This window comes from Aquabacterium sp. A7-Y, from assembly GCF_026153205.1.
GTDB lineage: Bacteria > Pseudomonadota > Gammaproteobacteria > Burkholderiales > Burkholderiaceae_C > Caldimonas.
Genome location: NZ_JAPFBW010000001.1, coordinates 373,228 through 389,012, shown reverse-complemented (window position 1 = coordinate 389,012; position 15,785 = coordinate 373,228). Strand labels below are relative to the sequence as shown.

Annotated in this window: 12 protein-coding genes; 4 read left to right on the top strand and 8 right to left on the bottom strand. The window is 70.3% G+C overall.

Annotated elements, in window-relative coordinates; genetic code table 11:
* Positions 1–30 precede the first annotated feature (30 nt).
* Positions 31–309, top strand: coding sequence for a GNAT family N-acetyltransferase (locus OOT46_RS01770; RefSeq protein WP_265401856.1), 279 nt, complete (start codon positions 31–33; stop codon positions 307–309).
* A 1-nt stretch (position 310) separates the two neighbouring features.
* Here OOT46_RS01770 and OOT46_RS01765 read toward each other — a convergent pair whose 3' ends face one another.
* Positions 311–964 carry an esterase-like activity of phytase family protein gene (locus OOT46_RS01765; RefSeq protein WP_265401855.1) on the bottom strand — a complete coding sequence of 218 codons (654 nt, stop codon included), beginning with the start codon at positions 962–964 and terminating at the stop codon, positions 311–313.
* Here OOT46_RS01765 and OOT46_RS30745 point away from each other — a divergent pair.
* Entirely contained in the window at positions 889–1,905 is a 1,017-nt protein-coding gene (locus tag OOT46_RS30745) for a DUF924 family protein (protein ID WP_322114218.1), read from the top strand. The genes OOT46_RS01765 and OOT46_RS30745 overlap by 76 nt on opposite strands.
* A gap of 25 nt (positions 1,906–1,930) precedes the next feature.
* Here the strand turns inward: OOT46_RS30745 and OOT46_RS01750 are convergent, their stop codons facing one another.
* From OOT46_RS01750 to OOT46_RS01740, 3 genes are all read right to left on the bottom strand, one after another.
* Complete coding sequence (locus OOT46_RS01750; protein ID WP_416136131.1) at positions 1,931–3,700, bottom strand: long-chain fatty acid--CoA ligase; 1,770 nt, start codon at positions 3,698–3,700, stop codon at positions 1,931–1,933.
* Positions 3,701–3,746: 46 nt separating this feature from the next.
* Positions 3,747–5,891 carry a response regulator gene (locus OOT46_RS01745; protein WP_265401854.1) on the bottom strand — a complete coding sequence of 715 codons (2,145 nt, stop codon included), beginning with the start codon at positions 5,889–5,891 and terminating at the stop codon, positions 3,747–3,749.
* Between the two features lie 68 nt (positions 5,892–5,959).
* Complete coding sequence (locus OOT46_RS01740; RefSeq protein ID WP_265401853.1) at positions 5,960–7,279, bottom strand: serine/threonine protein kinase; 1,320 nt, start codon at positions 7,277–7,279, stop codon at positions 5,960–5,962.
* A gap of 417 nt (positions 7,280–7,696) precedes the next feature.
* Between OOT46_RS01740 and OOT46_RS01735 the strand changes: the two genes are divergently transcribed.
* The gene (locus tag OOT46_RS01735; RefSeq protein WP_265401852.1) at positions 7,697–8,734 is read left to right on the top strand and encodes a porin; all 1,038 of its coding nucleotides are present in this window, start codon (positions 7,697–7,699) and stop codon (positions 8,732–8,734) included.
* A 149-nt stretch (positions 8,735–8,883) separates the two neighbouring features.
* Here OOT46_RS01735 and OOT46_RS01730 read toward each other — a convergent pair whose 3' ends face one another.
* Entirely contained in the window at positions 8,884–10,140 is a 1,257-nt protein-coding gene (locus tag OOT46_RS01730) for an EAL domain-containing protein (protein WP_265401851.1), read from the bottom strand.
* 205 nt (positions 10,141–10,345) lie between these two features.
* On the opposite strand from OOT46_RS01730, the gene rarD reads away from it, so the two are divergent.
* Complete coding sequence (gene rarD / locus OOT46_RS01725; RefSeq protein ID WP_265401850.1) at positions 10,346–11,215, top strand: EamA family transporter RarD; 870 nt, start codon at positions 10,346–10,348, stop codon at positions 11,213–11,215.
* Positions 11,216–11,239: 24 nt separating this feature from the next.
* Here rarD and OOT46_RS01720 read toward each other — a convergent pair whose 3' ends face one another.
* The 3 genes from OOT46_RS01720 to cphA form a co-directional block, all read right to left on the bottom strand.
* Positions 11,240–12,055, bottom strand: a complete 816-nt coding sequence (locus OOT46_RS01720; protein ID WP_265401849.1) for a TIGR00266 family protein — start codon at positions 12,053–12,055, stop codon at positions 11,240–11,242.
* Positions 12,056–12,121: 66 nt separating this feature from the next.
* Positions 12,122–13,063, bottom strand: a complete 942-nt coding sequence (gene arsN2, locus OOT46_RS01715) for an arsenic resistance N-acetyltransferase ArsN2 (protein ID WP_265401848.1) — start codon at positions 13,061–13,063, stop codon at positions 12,122–12,124.
* Between the two features lie 85 nt (positions 13,064–13,148).
* Entirely contained in the window at positions 13,149–15,749 is a 2,601-nt protein-coding gene (cphA, locus tag OOT46_RS01710; RefSeq protein WP_265401847.1) for a cyanophycin synthetase, read from the bottom strand.
* Positions 15,750–15,785 lie beyond the last annotated feature (36 nt).

Here is a 15,785-nt window from a genome sequence, read left to right as displayed (position 1 = left end):
CCTGCCCCGCCCTGCCGAAAGGCCTCTTCCATGCATGTCGACGTCATTCACACACCGGAGAGCAGCCGTTTTGAAGCCCGGGTCGAGGGCCAGCTCTGCGAGGCCGACTACGAGCTGCAGGACGGCGTGATGAGCCTCACGCACACCCGGGTGCCCGAGCTCTTGCAAGGCCGCGGCATCGCCGCTGCGCTCATCCACGCTGCACTCGATCACGCCGCGGCCCGGGGTCTGAAGGTCCGGCCTCTGTGCTCCTACGCGCGCCAGTACATGCAGCGCCATCCCGAGACCCAGACCCTGCTCGCGGCCTGAGTCAGCCGCGGCGGCGCCGCGTCGCCAGCGCGACCGCGGCGAGGCCGGCCAGCGTCAGGGCATAGGTCTCGGGCTCCGGCACCGGCGTCACCTCGAAGGCGAGGAATTGCGTCACCTGGGTGCTGGCGAAGTTGTTGTCGGCCACCAGCACCAGGGTCTGCCTGCCGTTGATGGACGGGCCCCAGGTGAGGCCCTCGATGTTGTCCAGCGCGACGCCCAGGCTGCCGAGGTCGAGCAGCAGTTCCTTCTGCACGGAGGCGTAGCTGCGGCCCTGCAGGCTGTCGATGCCCAGCACGTCGGTCGCACCATCCAGGTGCGCCAGATAGAGCTTGATGCTGTTGCCCACGCCCTCCGAGAAGGAACGCTCGACCGCCAGCAGCAGGTCGTCGGAGCCCGGCACGTGCAGCAGCTCGACCAGGCCGTTGGTGGCGAAGCCGCTGCCGGGCTGCGGCGCCGCGCTCACCGCGTCGCTCACGTAGACGTACTCCGCGACCGCCTCGCCGCTGTCGCGGTCCAGCGCCAGCAGCCGGCTGGCCGAGCACAGAGGCCGCGATGCTGCCGGGGACGCATGACAGCGGCATGAAGGGCGGCGATGGTATCGTCGCAGCGATTTCCGAGGGCCTTGCGATGTACACCCTGCCTCTGCGACTCTCACCCGGCGAAGACCTGCGCGCCAGCCTCGATCGCTTCCTGCTCGAGCGCGGCTTGTCCGCGGGGCAGGTGCTCGGCGGGGTGGGCAGCCTGAGCGCGGCACGCCTGCGGCTGGCGGGCCAGGGCGAGCCCCAGCAGCTCAATGGCGAGCTCGAGCTGCTCACCTTGGCCGGCACGCTCACGCCCGAGGGCGCCCACCTCCACATGAGCGTGGCCGACGCCGAGGGCCGCGTGTGCGGGGGCCACGTCTGCCCCGGCTGCACGGTGCGCACCACCGTCGAGGCCCTGGTGCTGGCCCTGCCCGAGCACCGCCTGGGCCGCGTGCACGACCGCGCCACCGGCTACCGCGAGATGGTGGTGCTGCCGGGCGGCACCGCGCAGGAGGTGCTGGACTTCTGGTTCGGCACGGCGGGCGCGCCGCCGCACGGCGAGGTGCGCAGCGTCTGGTTCCGCAAGGACCCGGCCTTCGACGCCGAGATCGCGCGCCGCTTCGGCACGCAGATCAAGGCCGCGCTGGAAGGCCGCCTGCGCGAGTGGGACGCGACCACCCACGGCACGCTGGCGCGCATCATCGTGCTCGACCAGTTCACCCGCAACACCTTCCGCGACAGTCCGCGCTCCTTCGAGGGCGATGCGCTGGCGCTGGAGGCTGCCCGGGCCCTGGTGCAGCGGGGCGCCGACCGCACGCTCAACACGGTGGAGCGCTGGTTCGTCTACATGCCCTTCCAGCATGCCGAGGACCTGGCCTGCCAGGACGACAGCGTGCGCCTGTTCACGCGTCTGGCGGCCGATGCGCCGGCGCTCTCGGAGGCGCTGGACTACGCACACCGGCACCGTCGCGTGATCGAGCGCTTCGGCCGCTTCCCGCATCGCAATGTCCTGCTGGGCCGCCCCTCGACGGCGGCCGAACTGGCCTTCCTGGAGCAGCCGGGCTCGCGCTTCTAGCGGCCCGGCCGTCGCGTCCGGCTGATCAGCTTGCCTGGCGCTCGTTCTCGCGGTCCTGCAGCAGGCGCCACATCACCTTGCCGGCGCCCGACTTGGGCAGCGTATCGACGAACTCCACCGAGCGAGGGTACTTGTAGGCCGCCATCTGCCCGCGCGCCCACTCGATGATCTGGTCCTCGGTGACGCGGCCGCGCGCCGCCTCCTTGAGCACCACCACCGCCTTCACCGACTCGCCGCGATAGGCGTCGCGCGCCGCGATGATGCAGGCCTCCTGCACATCAGGGTGCTTGTAGAGCAGCGCCTCGACCTCCGCGGGCCAGACCTTGAAGCCGCTCGCGTTGATCATGCGCTTCAGGCGGTCGGTCAGGAAAAAGTAGCCGTCCTCGTCCATGCGCCCCAGGTCGCCGGTACGGAAGAAAGGCTTGCCGTCGAGCTCGACGAAGGCCGCGCGGGTCGCCTCCGGGTTGCGCCAGTAGCCCTGGAACACCTGCGGCCCGTGGGTCACGATCTCGCCCACCTCGCCGGGCGGCAGCGCCTCGAGCGTCGTCGGGTCGACGACACGCGACTCAACGCCCAGGAAAGGCATGCCCAGGCACTGCAGCTTGGGCCGCTCGGGCGGATTGGCATGCGAGGGCGCGGCGGTCTCGGTCAGCCCGTAGCCCTCGCAGAACATCAGGCCGTACTGCGCATGCAGCCGCTCGGCCACCGCCTGCGGCATCGCCGCCCCGCCGCCGCTGATATAGCGCAGGCTGCTGAGGTCGAAGCTCGCCATGTTGGGGCTGGCGAGCAGGTCGATGATCATGGTCGGGATGCAGGTCCAGTGCGTGACCTGGTAGCGCGAGATCAGGCGGCCGGCCAGCTCGCGGTCCCAGCGCGGCATCAGCACCACCGTGGCGCCGTTGTAGATCGGCGTGTGCATGCAGTACTGCATGCCGGTGATGTGGAACAGCGGCACCACGCCCAGCGCCACGCCTTCGGCGCTCGACTGCCCCCACATGCCGCCGCCGATCGCGTTGTGCATGATGCTGCGGTGGTTGTGCATGCAGCCCTTGGGCAGTCCGGTGGTGCCCGAGGTGTAGGGCATCACCGCCAGGTCCCCGGCGCGGGCCTCATGCGGGCCCGGCTGCTGGCCGAGCGCGAGGGCGTCCTGCCAGCGCACCGCCCAGCCCGGCAGCGGCGGGTCCGCCATGAGCCATTCGGCCATCGCCGCCGGCGGCGCGTCGGCCGGATCGTCGTACTGCGCCGGCATCGTGTCGGCGTAGCGGGTCACGAGCAGGTGCTGCAGGCGCTCCGCGGCATCGACCGCCTCGTTGGCCGCATCGACCTGGGACGCCAGCTCGGCGCTGCAGATCGCGGCCTTGGCGCCGGCATCGGTGATGTAGTGCTTGAACTCGCCGGCGCGGTTCATCGGATTGACCGGCACGACCACCGCGTCGGCACGCAGGATGGCGTAGAAGGCCACCAGGTACTGCGGGCAGTTCTGCATGTAGAGCAGCACCCGGTCGCCGCGCTTCACGCCGGCGCTCTGCTGCAGCCAGCCGGCCAGCGACTCCGCCTGGCGGTGCAGCTCGGCATAACTCATCGTGCGGCCGAAAAACACCACCGCATCCTTGTCCGGATAGCGGCGTGCCGACACCTCCAGGTTGAACCACAGTGAGGTCTCGGGCACGGCGATCCGGCGTGGCAGGCGCTTGGGCCAGTACCTGGCGTGCAAAGCTTCGGCGGGAGCAGCGGGTTGCAAGGGGATCTCCTGGTAGGACGGGAACGGTGGAGTGGAACGACTTGCGAAGACCATAAGCCCGGCCCGCGGCACGGACCATCGGACAAACGCTAGCAAGTTGTCACGCCGGCGACACCCCGCCCGCCTGGCGGTCCGGGGCGGCCGCGACGTGCCGGGCACCGGGCTGCCAGCGCGACAGCATCTGCTCGAGCTGCTCCAGCGTGAAGGGCTTGCCGAGGAAGTCGTCCATGCCGGCGGCGCGCCCGCGGTCGCGGACTTCGGGTTCGGGATTGCCGGTGACGGCCAGGACCGGCGTGCGCGGACGGCCCTGGTCGCGCTCGAACTCGCGCAGCCGGCGGGTGGCGGTGAGGCCGTCCATGCCGGGCATCTGCACGTCCATCAGCACCACGTCGAAGCCCTGCTCGGCATAACGCTGCAAGCCTTCCTGCCCACTGCCCGCGATGACCACCTGCAGCCCCAGGCGCTCGAGCATGGCCTGCGTCATCACCTGGTTCACCGGGTTGTCCTCGACCAGCAGCACGCGGCCGGTCAGCGCGGCGCTCGCCGGCGACCCGCCGCCCACCGGGGCAGGCCCCGCACCCCGGCGTGCCTGGGCGGCCCACTGCAAGGCTTCGTAGAGCGCGCGCGGGCGCACCGGCTTGGCCAGCGCGAAAACGCCGTCGAGGTCGATCTGCGAGGAGTCGCGCGAGACGCTGCGCAGCAGCAGCACCGGCAAGCCGCCCTCGCCGACCATTTGCTCCAGCCTTTCGCGGCCGCGCGCCCCGAGCAGGCGTTCGTCGAGCAGCACCGCGCCGATGCCGCGTTCGCGGGCGGCCAGCAGTTCCAGCCGCGACGGCGGCATGGCCTTCAGTTCCACCCGCACCGCCGACCCGCGCAGCAAGGCATCCACGTGCAAGGCCAGCCGGTGCTGGTCGACCACCAGCAGCACCTGCTGCTCGGGCAGTTCGGGCAAGGCGGGCTCGGCCTGCTCGCTGCTGGGCTGCAGGCTCACCGACAAGGTGAAGCAGGAACCCTGGCCCGGCTCGCTCTGCGCCTCGATCTGCCCGCCCATCAGCTCGGCCAGCTCGCGGCTGAGGGCCAGGCCCAGTCCGGTGCCGCCGGCACGGCGCGAGCCGGAAGGATCGGCCTGCGCGAAGGCGTCGAACAGGCGCGGCAGCTCGATCGGCTCGATGCCGATACCGCTGTCGCGCACCTCGATGCGCAGCGGCACACGCCCGGGCAAGCGGTCTTCGGGCGGCGCGGCGGCGACCGCGATGTGCACGTGCACGCCGCCCTGGTGGGTGAACTTCACGCCGTTGGACACCAGGTGACTGAGGATCTGCCGCAGCCGCGTGGGATCGCCGAGCAGCGCGGCAGGCACGTCGGCATCCTGGCTGCAGGTCAACTCCAGCCCCTTCTCGTGCGCCGCGCCGGCCCACAGGTCGAGGGCATCGAAGACCACCGCACGCAGCGACAGCGGCACATGTTCCAGCCGCAGGCTGCCGCCGTCGAGCCGGGTGTAGTCGAGCACATCGTTGACCAGCGCCATCAGGGAGTCCAGGCTCTGGCGCTGCATCGCCACCATCTGCTGCTGCCGGGTATCGAGCGGCGTGGCGCGCAGCAGCTCGGTGGCGCCCAGGATGCCGTTGATCGGCGTGCGCAGCTCGTGGCTGACATTGGACAAGAAGCTGGCCTTGACCTGGGAGGCTGACCAGGCCTCGTCGCGCGAGCGCTGCAACTCGGCCATCGCCAGCTTGAGCTCGCGCTGCAGATCGCTGCGCAGGCGCAGCGAGAACACGACGAAGATGCCGTAGAGCAGCAGCGCCCCGGCCATCGAAAGCAGATCCTGCAGGTGCGGCGAGCGGCTCAGCAGCGGCGGCGGCAGCCGGCCCGTCGCCTGGGCTGCCCAGGCCGCGAGGAACACCGTGGCCACAGCGACCCCCAGCAAGGCCCCGCCGCGCACCGAGCCGGCCAGCATCCACAGCCAGGGCAGCACCATCAGCCACCAGGTGGTCGGTGCGGCGAGCCCCCCCTGCAGCCACATCATGCTGCCGAGCATCACGGCCAGCGCGCAGGCGAGCACCGCGATGCCGCGGTCGGCCCGCCCGGTGCGGGCGACGTGCAGCGCCACCGCGGCCACCAGCGCCAGCATCACCAGTTCCATCCAGGCCAGCCCGAGCGGACCGCGGAGGAAAAAGAAGACCGCGAAGGCCCCCGTACCGGCTGCGGTCAGCCAGGCCGACAGCCAGAACATGCGCCTTTGCATGCGGCGCTCCAGCCCCTCCACGGCGCGCAGCGACCGGCCCGGCGAGGAGGGACTGCCCGGGCGTGCCATCAACGCCTGCGGCCCGGGTCGAGCCACGTGAGTGGCAGCGCCAGGCCGCCGGACCCACCCATGGCGGCCAGCGGCCCCCCCCCGCCGCGCGCCGGCGCCGCGGCGGCCAGCAGCGGCCTGCCCTTGTGCACCACCAGCCACCAGGCTCCCACCGCGAGCAAGGCCGCGAACAGGGTCACCATGGCGGCCAGGCGGGCGACGCTGCGGCGTACATCAGCGCGGCGCCGCTCGCGCGAGCGCACAGCCGCCCGGCCGCCGGAGCGCGGCTCACGCGCGGGGGCCGTGCCGGCACGTGCATCGCGCGAGGCGGCGTCCGTTGTGGCGGGCGCCGCCGCGACCCGGGTCTGCGGGCCGGCCAGTCCGTCGAGCGCGGCGCGGAACACCGCCACGCTCTGGGGCCGCTCCTGCGGCCGCACCGCGAGCGCCCAGTCGATCGCGCCGAGAAAGCTGTCGCTGTACTGCCGGCGTCCCGGAAAAGCCGCCTGCACCCGGCGGCCGACCTCGCGGGCCGGCTTCAGCTGATCGCGAATCGCGCGCGCCGCCGACGGCAGGGGCGGCTCATGGCTGAGGCAGTAGTGCACCACCGCGGCCAGGGCGTACAGGTCGGTCCAGGGGCCCTGCTTCAGGTGGCTGGCATCGGCGTATTGCTCGATCGGTGCATACGAGGGCTTGAGGATGGCGGTCAGGTTCTGGGTGCGATCGCTGATGACGCGGCGCGCTGCGCCGAAGTCCAGCAGCACCGGCCGGCCGTTTTTCAGCAGGAGGATGTTGTCGGGCGCGATGTCGCGGTGGAAGCAGGACTTGGCGTGCATCTCCTCCAGCGCGCCCAGCAGGGGCCGCAACAGCGCTCTCAGCCAGGCCTCCTTCGGAGGTGCCGACATCCGGCTGCAAGCCGCCTGCAAGGTGATGCCTTCGTAATACGGCATCACCATGTAGCCGGTGTTGTTGGCGCGCCAGAAGCGGTAGACCCGCACCAGCGACGGATGGTCGAAACGAGCCAGCAGCTTGGCTTCGTTGACGAAGGAGCGCAGCCCGATCGAGAAGGTCTCCTGATGGCTGCGCGAGCGCAGCGCCACCTGCCCGCCGGGTCCGCGCACCGCCAGCGCCGCCGGCATGTATTCCTTGATCGCCACCTGCCGCTCCAGGCCGTGATCGAAGGCCAGGTAGACGATTGCAAAACCGCCGCTGCCGATCACTTTCTGGATCTCGAACTCGAACAGGCGCGTACCGCCAGGCAGCGCGTCCTGGTCATAGGACACAGCCGGCGGCGGAGATCCGGGTGCCGGCGCGAAGGCAGCGGGCAACGGCGTGACAGACATGCGCGTAGGGAGGGCTGAATAACCTGCAGCTTAGCTCAGCAGCGCACAGGGGCCGCAGCGTCCTGCCCCACGCCTTGGTCTCGCCGACCGCGGTTCCTCGATGCTCCAGGAATAACCCTCTGCCCTTTCGGCGTTTCCGAGTGGTATGAAAAAGACGCGCGACAGCTGTCTCCAATGTGACAAGAAGTCGTACATACACCTAAGTGCCTGTCACCTAAGACTTTTGCTCACCATTGCTTATTTCGCAATACGGCATTGCGTTGCACGCGGTGCTTGCGTTGCTAGGGTGAACCCTATCCTCGCAGCACTTTGATCACGGGCGACCGGCCCCGTCGCCTGCAACGCCGCGGCCTGCGGCGGGTGCCGAACGCGAACGTGATCGGTAGCTGGTCTTCCATAACCCACAGGAGATACTCCATGGCAATCAAACAAGTTGCGCTGGCAGCGATGGCGATGGCAGCCGCTGCAGCGGCGAACGCGCAGAGCTCCTCCGTCACCCTCTACGGCGTGGTGGACGCCTTCTTCCAGTATGCCGATGCCAACGATTCGGTGACGCGCCTGCAGTCCGGCGGCCTGAACGGATCGCGCCTGGGCTTCCGCGGCACGGAAGATCTCGGCGGCGGCCTGCGTGCCATCTTCGCGATCGAAAGCGGCATCCAGCTGGACGACGGCACTGTCGGCCAGAACAAGACCATGTGGGGTCGTCAGGCCTGGGTGGGCCTGGGCGGCGACTTCGGCCAGGTCACGCTGGGCCGCCAGTACAGCAGCCTCTACTTCGTGAGCGGCGACTTCAGCGCCTTCACGAACGGCGCCTACGGCGCGAGCACCGGCGTGATCGGCGGCTTCGGTGAGTACGAGCCGGTGCGCGACCTTTCGCGCGTCAACAACTCGGTCAAGTACGAGACCCCCTCGCTGGGCGGCCTGAAGATCGGCGCGATGTGGGGCTTTGGTGAAGTGGCGGACAGCACCACCGATACCCGCATCGCCGACATTTATGCCCGCTACACCGCCGGCCCGATCGACGCCCTGGTGTCCTTCATCGACGACCGCGTCGAAGCCACTGACAAGGAAGAGCGCACCATCTCGGTGGGCGGTGCCTACAACTTCGGTGACTTCCGCCTGCTGGCGGGCTACATCAACGTGAACGACCGCAGCTCCGCCAACGACGACGGCGACGGCTTCTGGATCGGCGGCGACTACCGCTTCGGCGCCAACCTGCTGCGCCTGCAGTACGTGGCCAACAAGCCCGACGCGGATGACAGCGACACCCAGGCCCTGGGCATCGGCTATCAATACGATCTGTCCAAGCGCACCGCGCTGTACACCTCGCTGACGCACTTCAAGAACGACGGCGCCACCCGCTGGCACAGCAAGCTGCCCGAAGACAAAAGCTTCAGCAGCGCTGGCGGCGACAACGTCAACGAATTTGTCGTGGGCGTGCGCCACTCCTTCTGAGTGGTGGCGAGCGCTGCGCCCGCCGCAAGGCGGGGCGCGGCGTGGTTGAAAGGTTGAACAAGAGGTTCCGACCTCCTTGATGGGTCTGGGTTCCAGGGGCGCAAGCCCCGCGGGTCCCAGACCCTTTTTTTGTGTCCCGGGCGGCAGGCTCAGTGGGGATCCCAGGCGACATCGCCGCCCAGCACCAGCAGCTGATCGCCGCGTCGCAGCGAGACCGAGACGGTGACGCACAGGCGCGCGGTGTTCACCGACAGATAGGGGCGTGTCACCTGCACCTGGCCGGGCGCTTCCAGCGCACGCCGGAAATAGGGCCGCTTGGCCCAGCGCGCCTGGCTCGCATCCGCCAATGGAGCGAAGCGGGCGCAGCGTCCGGGCTCGGGCTGCAGCGACATGATGGTGTGCCCCACCTGCACCCCCTGCTCGTCGAGCAGGTAGCACAGCTCGGCGCCCGGCAGGGCCAGGAAAGAGGCGCAGGCGGTGTCCGCGTCTATGCCCGCGCAAAGACGCGCCGCCGCGTCCCCGATCGTGCGCAGGTAGGGGGCCAGCCGCGCCTGGTGACGGCGTTCGTGGAACTCGTGCTGCTCGTCGAAACGCTGCCACACCGCGTCGAGCGCCCCGGGCGGACCACCCGCCGGGCAGAGGTCGACCTGCGGTCGCCCGAACAGGTAACCCTGGACGAAATCCACCCCGGACTCGAGGGCCGCATACCCTTCGTCCAGCGTCTCGATACCCTCGCACAGCACCAGCGCGCCGCATTCATGCAGCAGCGAGGTCATCTGCGCGACGACACGCGCGACGCGCGGATCGAGTGCCGCGCGCTGCACGACATGGCGGTCGAACTTGACGATCTCCGGGCGGATCTGCCAAATACGATCGAAGTTGGAATGCCCGGCGCCGAAGTCGTCCAGCGCCAGCAGGCAGCCGAGGTTGTGGGCCAGCTCGACCGCGGCGCCGAAGCGCTCGTCTTCGCTGATCGCGTCCTCGGTCACCTCCAGCACCAGCTGGCTGGGCTGCAGCTGGAAGCGCCGGGTGACCTGCTCCAGGTAGGCCAGCGTGCCGCGGCGCGGCCCCTGGGCAAAAACCGTCGGGTGCACGTTGAGGAAAAGCCAGTGGTCGGGCCTTGCCTGGCGGGCGAAATTGGCCGCGTGCAACCAGCGGCACACCCGGTCCAGGTAGACCAGTTCGTCGAGCGAAACGCAGCCCGCCAGCACCTCGGGCGGCGGCACCGGCCGGCCCTCGGCATCGCGGGCCCGCAGCAAGGCCTCGTGGCCGACGGCCCGGCGATGCGTCAAGCTGAAGATGGGCTGAAAGTGGCTGCTCAGGCGCAGGCCACGGTGCAGGCAGGTCCACTGCTGCCCGTCGAAGTCGAGGGGCGGCATCTGCATCTCGGGGACTGCGGCTTGCACGGCTCAGCTGCTCTCAAGTCATTCCATACCAGCTTAGCAGCGAGCGTGCCGCCCGCACCGTCGCAAGAGCCGCCCAAAGTGGTCGCAGTTCACGCCCGTGCCCTCGCCAGCACGAACCGCGCGGCGCCGGCACAATGGCGGCCCGCTCCCTTCTGCAACAACCCGCCGGCCTCCTTGTCCGCGGCCTCGCGGGCCGCCTTTTTGCATGACCCATGGCATCGTCTACGCCGCCCTCGCCTACACGCTCTGGGGGCTGTTTCCGCTCTACTTCAAATCGCTGCACGGCATCGCTTCGGTCGAGGTCGTGACGCACCGGGTGGTGTGGTCGCTGGCTTTCGTGCTGGCGGTGCTGCTGGTGCGCCGGCAATGGGGCTGGCTGCGCCAGGCCTCGCGCCAGCCACGCCTGGTGGCTGCCTTCGCCGCGAGCGGCCTGCTGTTGTCGGGCAACTGGTTCACCTACATCTGGGCGGTGCAGAACAACCGGGTGATCGATGCCAGCCTGGGCTACTTCATCAACCCGCTGGTGAATGTGCTAATGGGCTACCTGGTCCTGCACGAACGCCTGAGGCGCGGCCAGTGGGCCGCGGTGGCGCTCGCGGCCGCAGGCGTGGCCTGGCTCACCTGGCAATCCGGCACCCTGCCGTGGATCGCGCTCGTGCTGGCCGCCACCTTCGCCACTTACGGGCTGCTGCGCAAGGTGGCGGTGCTGGGCCCGCTCGAAGGCCTGGCGCTGGAGACCTTGCTGCTGTTTCCCGTGGCCGCCGGCCTGCTGCTGTGGTGGGCCACGCAAGGCAGCAACGGCTTCATGGCGGCGCCGGCCGACACCCAGGTGCTGCTGGTGCTGGCCGGGCCGATCACCGCGGTACCGCTGCTGCTGTTCGCAGCCGGGGCACGCCGCATCACGCTGGCGACCCTGGGCCTGCTGCAGTACATCGGACCGAGCTTGCAATTGCTGCTGGGGGTCTGGCTCTATCACGAGCCCTTCCCGGCCGCGACCGCGCTCGGGTATGCCGCCATCTGGGCGGCGCTGGGGGTGTACTCGCTGGAAGGCTGGCTGCACTCGCGCCGGCCCTGAAGCCGACGAGTGCAGCCGAGCGGCTCATTCGTCGTCGCCGCCCAGCACACCGCCGAGCAGGCCGCCGGCGCCGAAGCCGCCCAGCAGCGAGCCTTCCTCACGGCTGCGGCCGCCGGCCTGCGGCGCGGCGGCGAAGATGCGCGAGGCCAGGCGCGAGAAGGGCAGCGACTGCAGCCAGACGGTGCCCGGCCCGGTCAGCTTCGCGAAAAACAGGCCCTCGCCGCCGAACAGCGCGGTCTTGATCTTGCCGACGTACTGGATCTCCATGTTCACGCCCGGCGTGTAGGCCACCACGCAGCCGGTGTCCACCATCAGTGTCTGGCCGGGCTGCAGCTCGCGCTTGACCACGGTGCCGCCGGCGTGCACGAAGGCCAGGCCGTCACCCTCGAGCTTCTGCATGATGAAACCCTCGCCGCCGAAAAAGCCGACCGAGAGCTTTTGCTGGAAGGCGATGCCCAGGGACACGCCGCGCGCGGCCGCCAGGAAGGCGTCCTTCTGGCACAACAGGGTGCCGCCAAGCTGGCGCAGGTCCATCGGCAGGATCTTGCCGGGATAGGGCGCGGCAAAGGCGACGCGCTTCTTGCCCTGCCCCTGGTTGGTGTAGACCGTCGTGAACAGCGACTCGCCGGTGACCAGACGCTTGCCGGCGCCGAGCAGCTTGCCGAAAAAGCCGCCCTGCTGGCTGGAGCCGTCGCCGAACACGGTGTCCATCTCGATGCCGGCGTCCATGAACATCAGGCTGCCGGCCTCGCCGACCGCCGCCTCGCCCGGGTCCAGCTCGATTTCCACGAACTGCATCTCGGCACCCCGGATCTCGAAGTCCACCACGTCCATCGCCATGATCTGTTTCCTTTCCGACCAACAGAATGAATGAATGAAAAACGGCCGGATGGTAGCCGAAGGGGCCTAAAGAAGGATCTGCACGAAGGCGACGTCGAGCCAGTGGCCGAACTTGAACCCGCCCTGCTTCATCACGCCGGCCACCTGGAAACCCATCGCCTCGTGCAAGCGCATCGAAGCCCGGTTGGCGGTGTCGACGACACCCACCATGGTGTGGAAGCCGCGCCGGCGCGCATGGCAGATCAGCGCCGGCAACAGCAGCCTGGCGAGCCCGCGGCCGCGCCATTCGGGGTGGACGTAGACCGCGTGTTCGCAGGAGAAGCGCCAGCCCTCGCGCGGGCGGAACAAGCCGTAGTTGGCATAGCCGACCAGTCGGCCCGCCGCGTCCTCGGCGACGAAAAACGCATGCCCCTCGTCCTGCTTGAGCTCCCACTGCTGGAGCTGCTCCGCCAGGGTGCGCTCGGCGTCCTGGTAGGTGGACGTGCTGGTGCGCACCTCGTGGTTGTAGATCTCCAGCACGGCCGGCATGTCGCCGGCCAGCGCGGGGCGCACCCGGCAGCCCGAGGACAGCTCCATCATCAGCGTGGTGCAGCTCTCCGGGCAGGCGCCGCGGAACTCGGCCGAGGCGCGCACGGCCGCAGGGGCCTGCTCGGCCGCAATGGGCCGGAAACCGAACAGCCCGAAAAAATCGGCCGCGGTCTCGGTGCGCAGCACCAGGCACCGCGCCCCCAGGCCGCGCGCCGCCAGGATGGCCTGCGCGGCCAGCCCGCGGCCCAGGCCTTCGCCGCGCGCCTCGGGCGCCACCGCCAGCGAACGCAGCAGCGCGCTGCCGCCGTGGCTCTCCAGCCCGACGCAGGCCAGCATCGCATCGGCGTCGCCCACCACCAGGAAGTGCCGCAGGTGCTCGCGGGCGCCCTCGATGGGCAGCCCGCAGCTTTTCAGGAGGTCGCGGATCGCGGGCCAGTCGGCGGCGTCGGGCACCCGGCCCAGGTTCTGCTGCGGCAGCAAGGCGGCTCCTTCACAGGTGTGGGATCTCATCCTCACACAAATGAGTGCCGCCGTGGCCCCGCGTTTGCGCGCGCCGTGGCCGTCGTCAGGCCGCCTCGAAGGCCGGCTGGCGCAGCGCCTGCTCCTCGCAGCGGCGCGCGATGTGGGCCAGCGCCTCATCGATCTGGTCGATCAGGATCAGGCACAGGTCGCCCGGCTCCAGCCGCGCGAGCGCGCTGTCGATCGCGAGGAACTCGCCGCGGATCTCGTCGACCCGCGTGGTGCGGCGCGCGCGGTGCAGGCCCTGGCGCAGCAGCGCCAGCACCTCGCCGTCGGCCCGCCCGCGCTGGCACTGGTCCTGATAAAGCACCACCTCGTCGAAGGCCGCGCCCAGGATCTCGGTCTGCTGGCGGATGTCCTCGTCACGCCGGTCGCCGGCGCCGCTGATCACCACCGAGCGCCGGCGGGCCGGCATCGCATCGACCGCTCGCACCAGCGCGGCGATCGCGTCGGGGTTGTGGCCGTAGTCGGCGATCACCGTGGCTCCGCCGTGATCGAAGACGTTGAAGCGCCCCGGCACGCTGACGGCGTCGCTGACGAAACCGCGCAGGCCCTGGCGTATCGTGTCCCAGCCCACCCCGAGCGCCCACGCCGCGGCCACCGCCGCCATGGTGTTCTCGACCTGGAAACCGATGCTGCCGCCGCGCGTCAGCGGCACCTGCGACAGCGCGATGCGGTGGCGCTTCACGCCCTCGGCCGCGACGATCGCGCCGCCCTCGACATACACCACGCGGCCGCCCTGGGCGCGGTGAGCGGCCATCACCGGCAACTGCCGGTCGGCGGCAAAGAAGGTGATGGCGCCGGGGCAGCTGCGCGCCATCGCCGCGACGATGGGGTCGGCGGCATTGAGCACCGCCATGCCGTCGGGCGCGACGTTCTGCACGATCACGCGCTTGAGCACCGCCAGGTCCTCGACCGTGGTGATGTAGTTGAGCCCGAGGTGGTCGCCGCTGCCGATGTTGGTGACCACCGCCACCTGGCAGCGGTCGAAGGCCAGGCCCTCGCGCAGCATGCCGCCGCGTGCGGTCTCGAATACCGCCGCGTCGACGTCCGGGTGCATCAGCACGTTTCGGGCGCTGCGCGGGCCGCTGCAGTCGCCGGTGTCGATGCGCTGGCCGGCCACGTAGACGCCGTCGGTGTTGGTCATGCCCACGCGCAGGCCCTGGCAGGCCAGGATGTGGGCCGCCAGCCGCACCGTCGTCGTCTTGCCGTTGGTCCCGGTCACCGCGACCACCGGGATGCGGCCGTTGTCGCCGGGGGCGAACATGTCGGCGATGACCGCCTCGCCCACGCCGCGGCCCTTGCCGTAGGACGGGCTCAGGTGCATGCGCAGCCCCGGCGCGGCATTGACCTCGACCACACCGCCGCCCTGCTCTTCCAGCGGCTTGTGCACGCTCTCGCACACCACGTCCACGCCGCAGATGTCCAGCCCGATCATGCGGGCCGCGGCCACCGCGCGCGCCGCCACCTCGGGGTGCACATCGTCGGTCACGTCGGTGGCGGTGCCGCCGGTGCTGAGGTTGGCGTTGTTGCGCAGCACCACCCGCTTGCCCTTCGGCGGCACCGACTCGGGCGTATAGCCCTGCGCCGACAGACGGGCTCGCGCGATGTCATCGATGCGCATGCGGGTCAGCGAGGTGGCATGGCCGTCGCCACGGCGGGGATCGCGGTTGACCTCCTCGACCAGCTCCGCAATGCTGCGGCGACCGTCGCCGATCACATGGGGCGGATCGCGGCGCGCCGCGGCCACCAGCCGGTCACCCACCACCAGCAGGCGGAAGTCGTGGCCCGGGATGAAACGCTCGACCATCACGTCCGAGCTGATCTCGGCCGCGGCGGCATAGGCGCGCGCCAGGTGCTCGCGCGTCTCGATGTTGACCGTCACGCCCTTGCCCTGGTTGCCGTCGCGCGGCTTGACCACCACCGGCAGGCCCACCTCGCAGGCGGCGGCCCAGGCGTCCTCGGCGTCGGTCACCGGGCGGCCGAGCGGCACCGGCACGCCGGCAGCCAGCAGCAGCTTTTTGGTCAGTTCCTTGTCCTGGGCAATGGACTCGGCGATCGCGCTGGTGCGGTCCACCTCGGCGGCCTGGATGCGGCGCTGGCGGCTGCCCCAGCCGAACTGCACCAGGCTGCCGCGTGTCAGGCGCCGGTAGGGAATGCCGCGCGCCACGGCGGCCTGCACGATGGAGCCGGTGCTCGGCCCCAGGCGCTCGTCCTCGTCGAGCTCGCGCAGTTGCGCGAGCGCGCCCGCCAGGTCGAAGGGCGTATCGTCCAGCGCCGCGCGGCAGAGCTGCTCCGCGAGCCGGAAGGCCAGGCGGCCGACCGCCTCTTCGCTGTACTCGACCACCACCTGGAACACCGCCTTCTCCACCGTCGCGGTGCTGCGACTGAAGCTGACCGGGCAGCCGGCCTGGGCCTGCAGGCGCAGCGCCGCCAGCTCCAGCGCCTGGGCCAGCGAGACCGGCAGCGACTGGCCGCTCGGCTGCAGGGCGCCGATCTCGGGGAAGCGGGCGCGCAGGCGGGCTTCGAAACCGCTGATGTGGTCGAGCGAGCACTCGGCCTCGCTGCACGACACGATGGCTTCGATGGCGGTGCAGCGGCTCCACAGATTGGGGCCACGGAGCGCGCGGAGTCGGGAGACTTCCATTCGAATAGTCCTGAGAGTGAATTCGGGTGCGGCGGC

Bases quoted from the DNA above. Each gene is read 5' to 3' on its own strand.
- OOT46_RS30745 (WP_322114218.1), top strand. From the start codon at position 889: ATGAAGGGCGGCGATGGTATCGTCGCAGCGATTTCCGAGGGCCTTGCG.
- rarD (WP_265401850.1), top strand. From the start codon at position 10,346: ATGACCCATGGCATCGTCTACGCCGCCCTCGCCTACACGCTCTGGGGG.
- OOT46_RS01750 (WP_416136131.1), bottom strand. From the start codon at position 3,700: ATGGTCTTCGCAAGTCGTTCCACTCCACCGTTCCCGTCCTACCAGGAG.
- cphA (WP_265401847.1), bottom strand. From the start codon at position 15,749: ATGGAAGTCTCCCGACTCCGCGCGCTCCGTGGCCCCAATCTGTGGAGC.
- OOT46_RS01740 (WP_265401853.1), bottom strand. From the start codon at position 7,279: ATGTCTGTCACGCCGTTGCCCGCTGCCTTCGCGCCGGCACCCGGATCT.
- OOT46_RS01770 (WP_265401856.1), top strand. From the start codon at position 31: ATGCATGTCGACGTCATTCACACACCGGAGAGCAGCCGTTTTGAAGCC.
- OOT46_RS01720 (WP_265401849.1), bottom strand. From the start codon at position 12,055: ATGGCGATGGACGTGGTGGACTTCGAGATCCGGGGTGCCGAGATGCAG.
- OOT46_RS01745 (WP_265401854.1), bottom strand. From the start codon at position 5,891: ATGCAAAGGCGCATGTTCTGGCTGTCGGCCTGGCTGACCGCAGCCGGT.
- OOT46_RS01735 (WP_265401852.1), top strand. From the start codon at position 7,697: ATGGCAATCAAACAAGTTGCGCTGGCAGCGATGGCGATGGCAGCCGCT.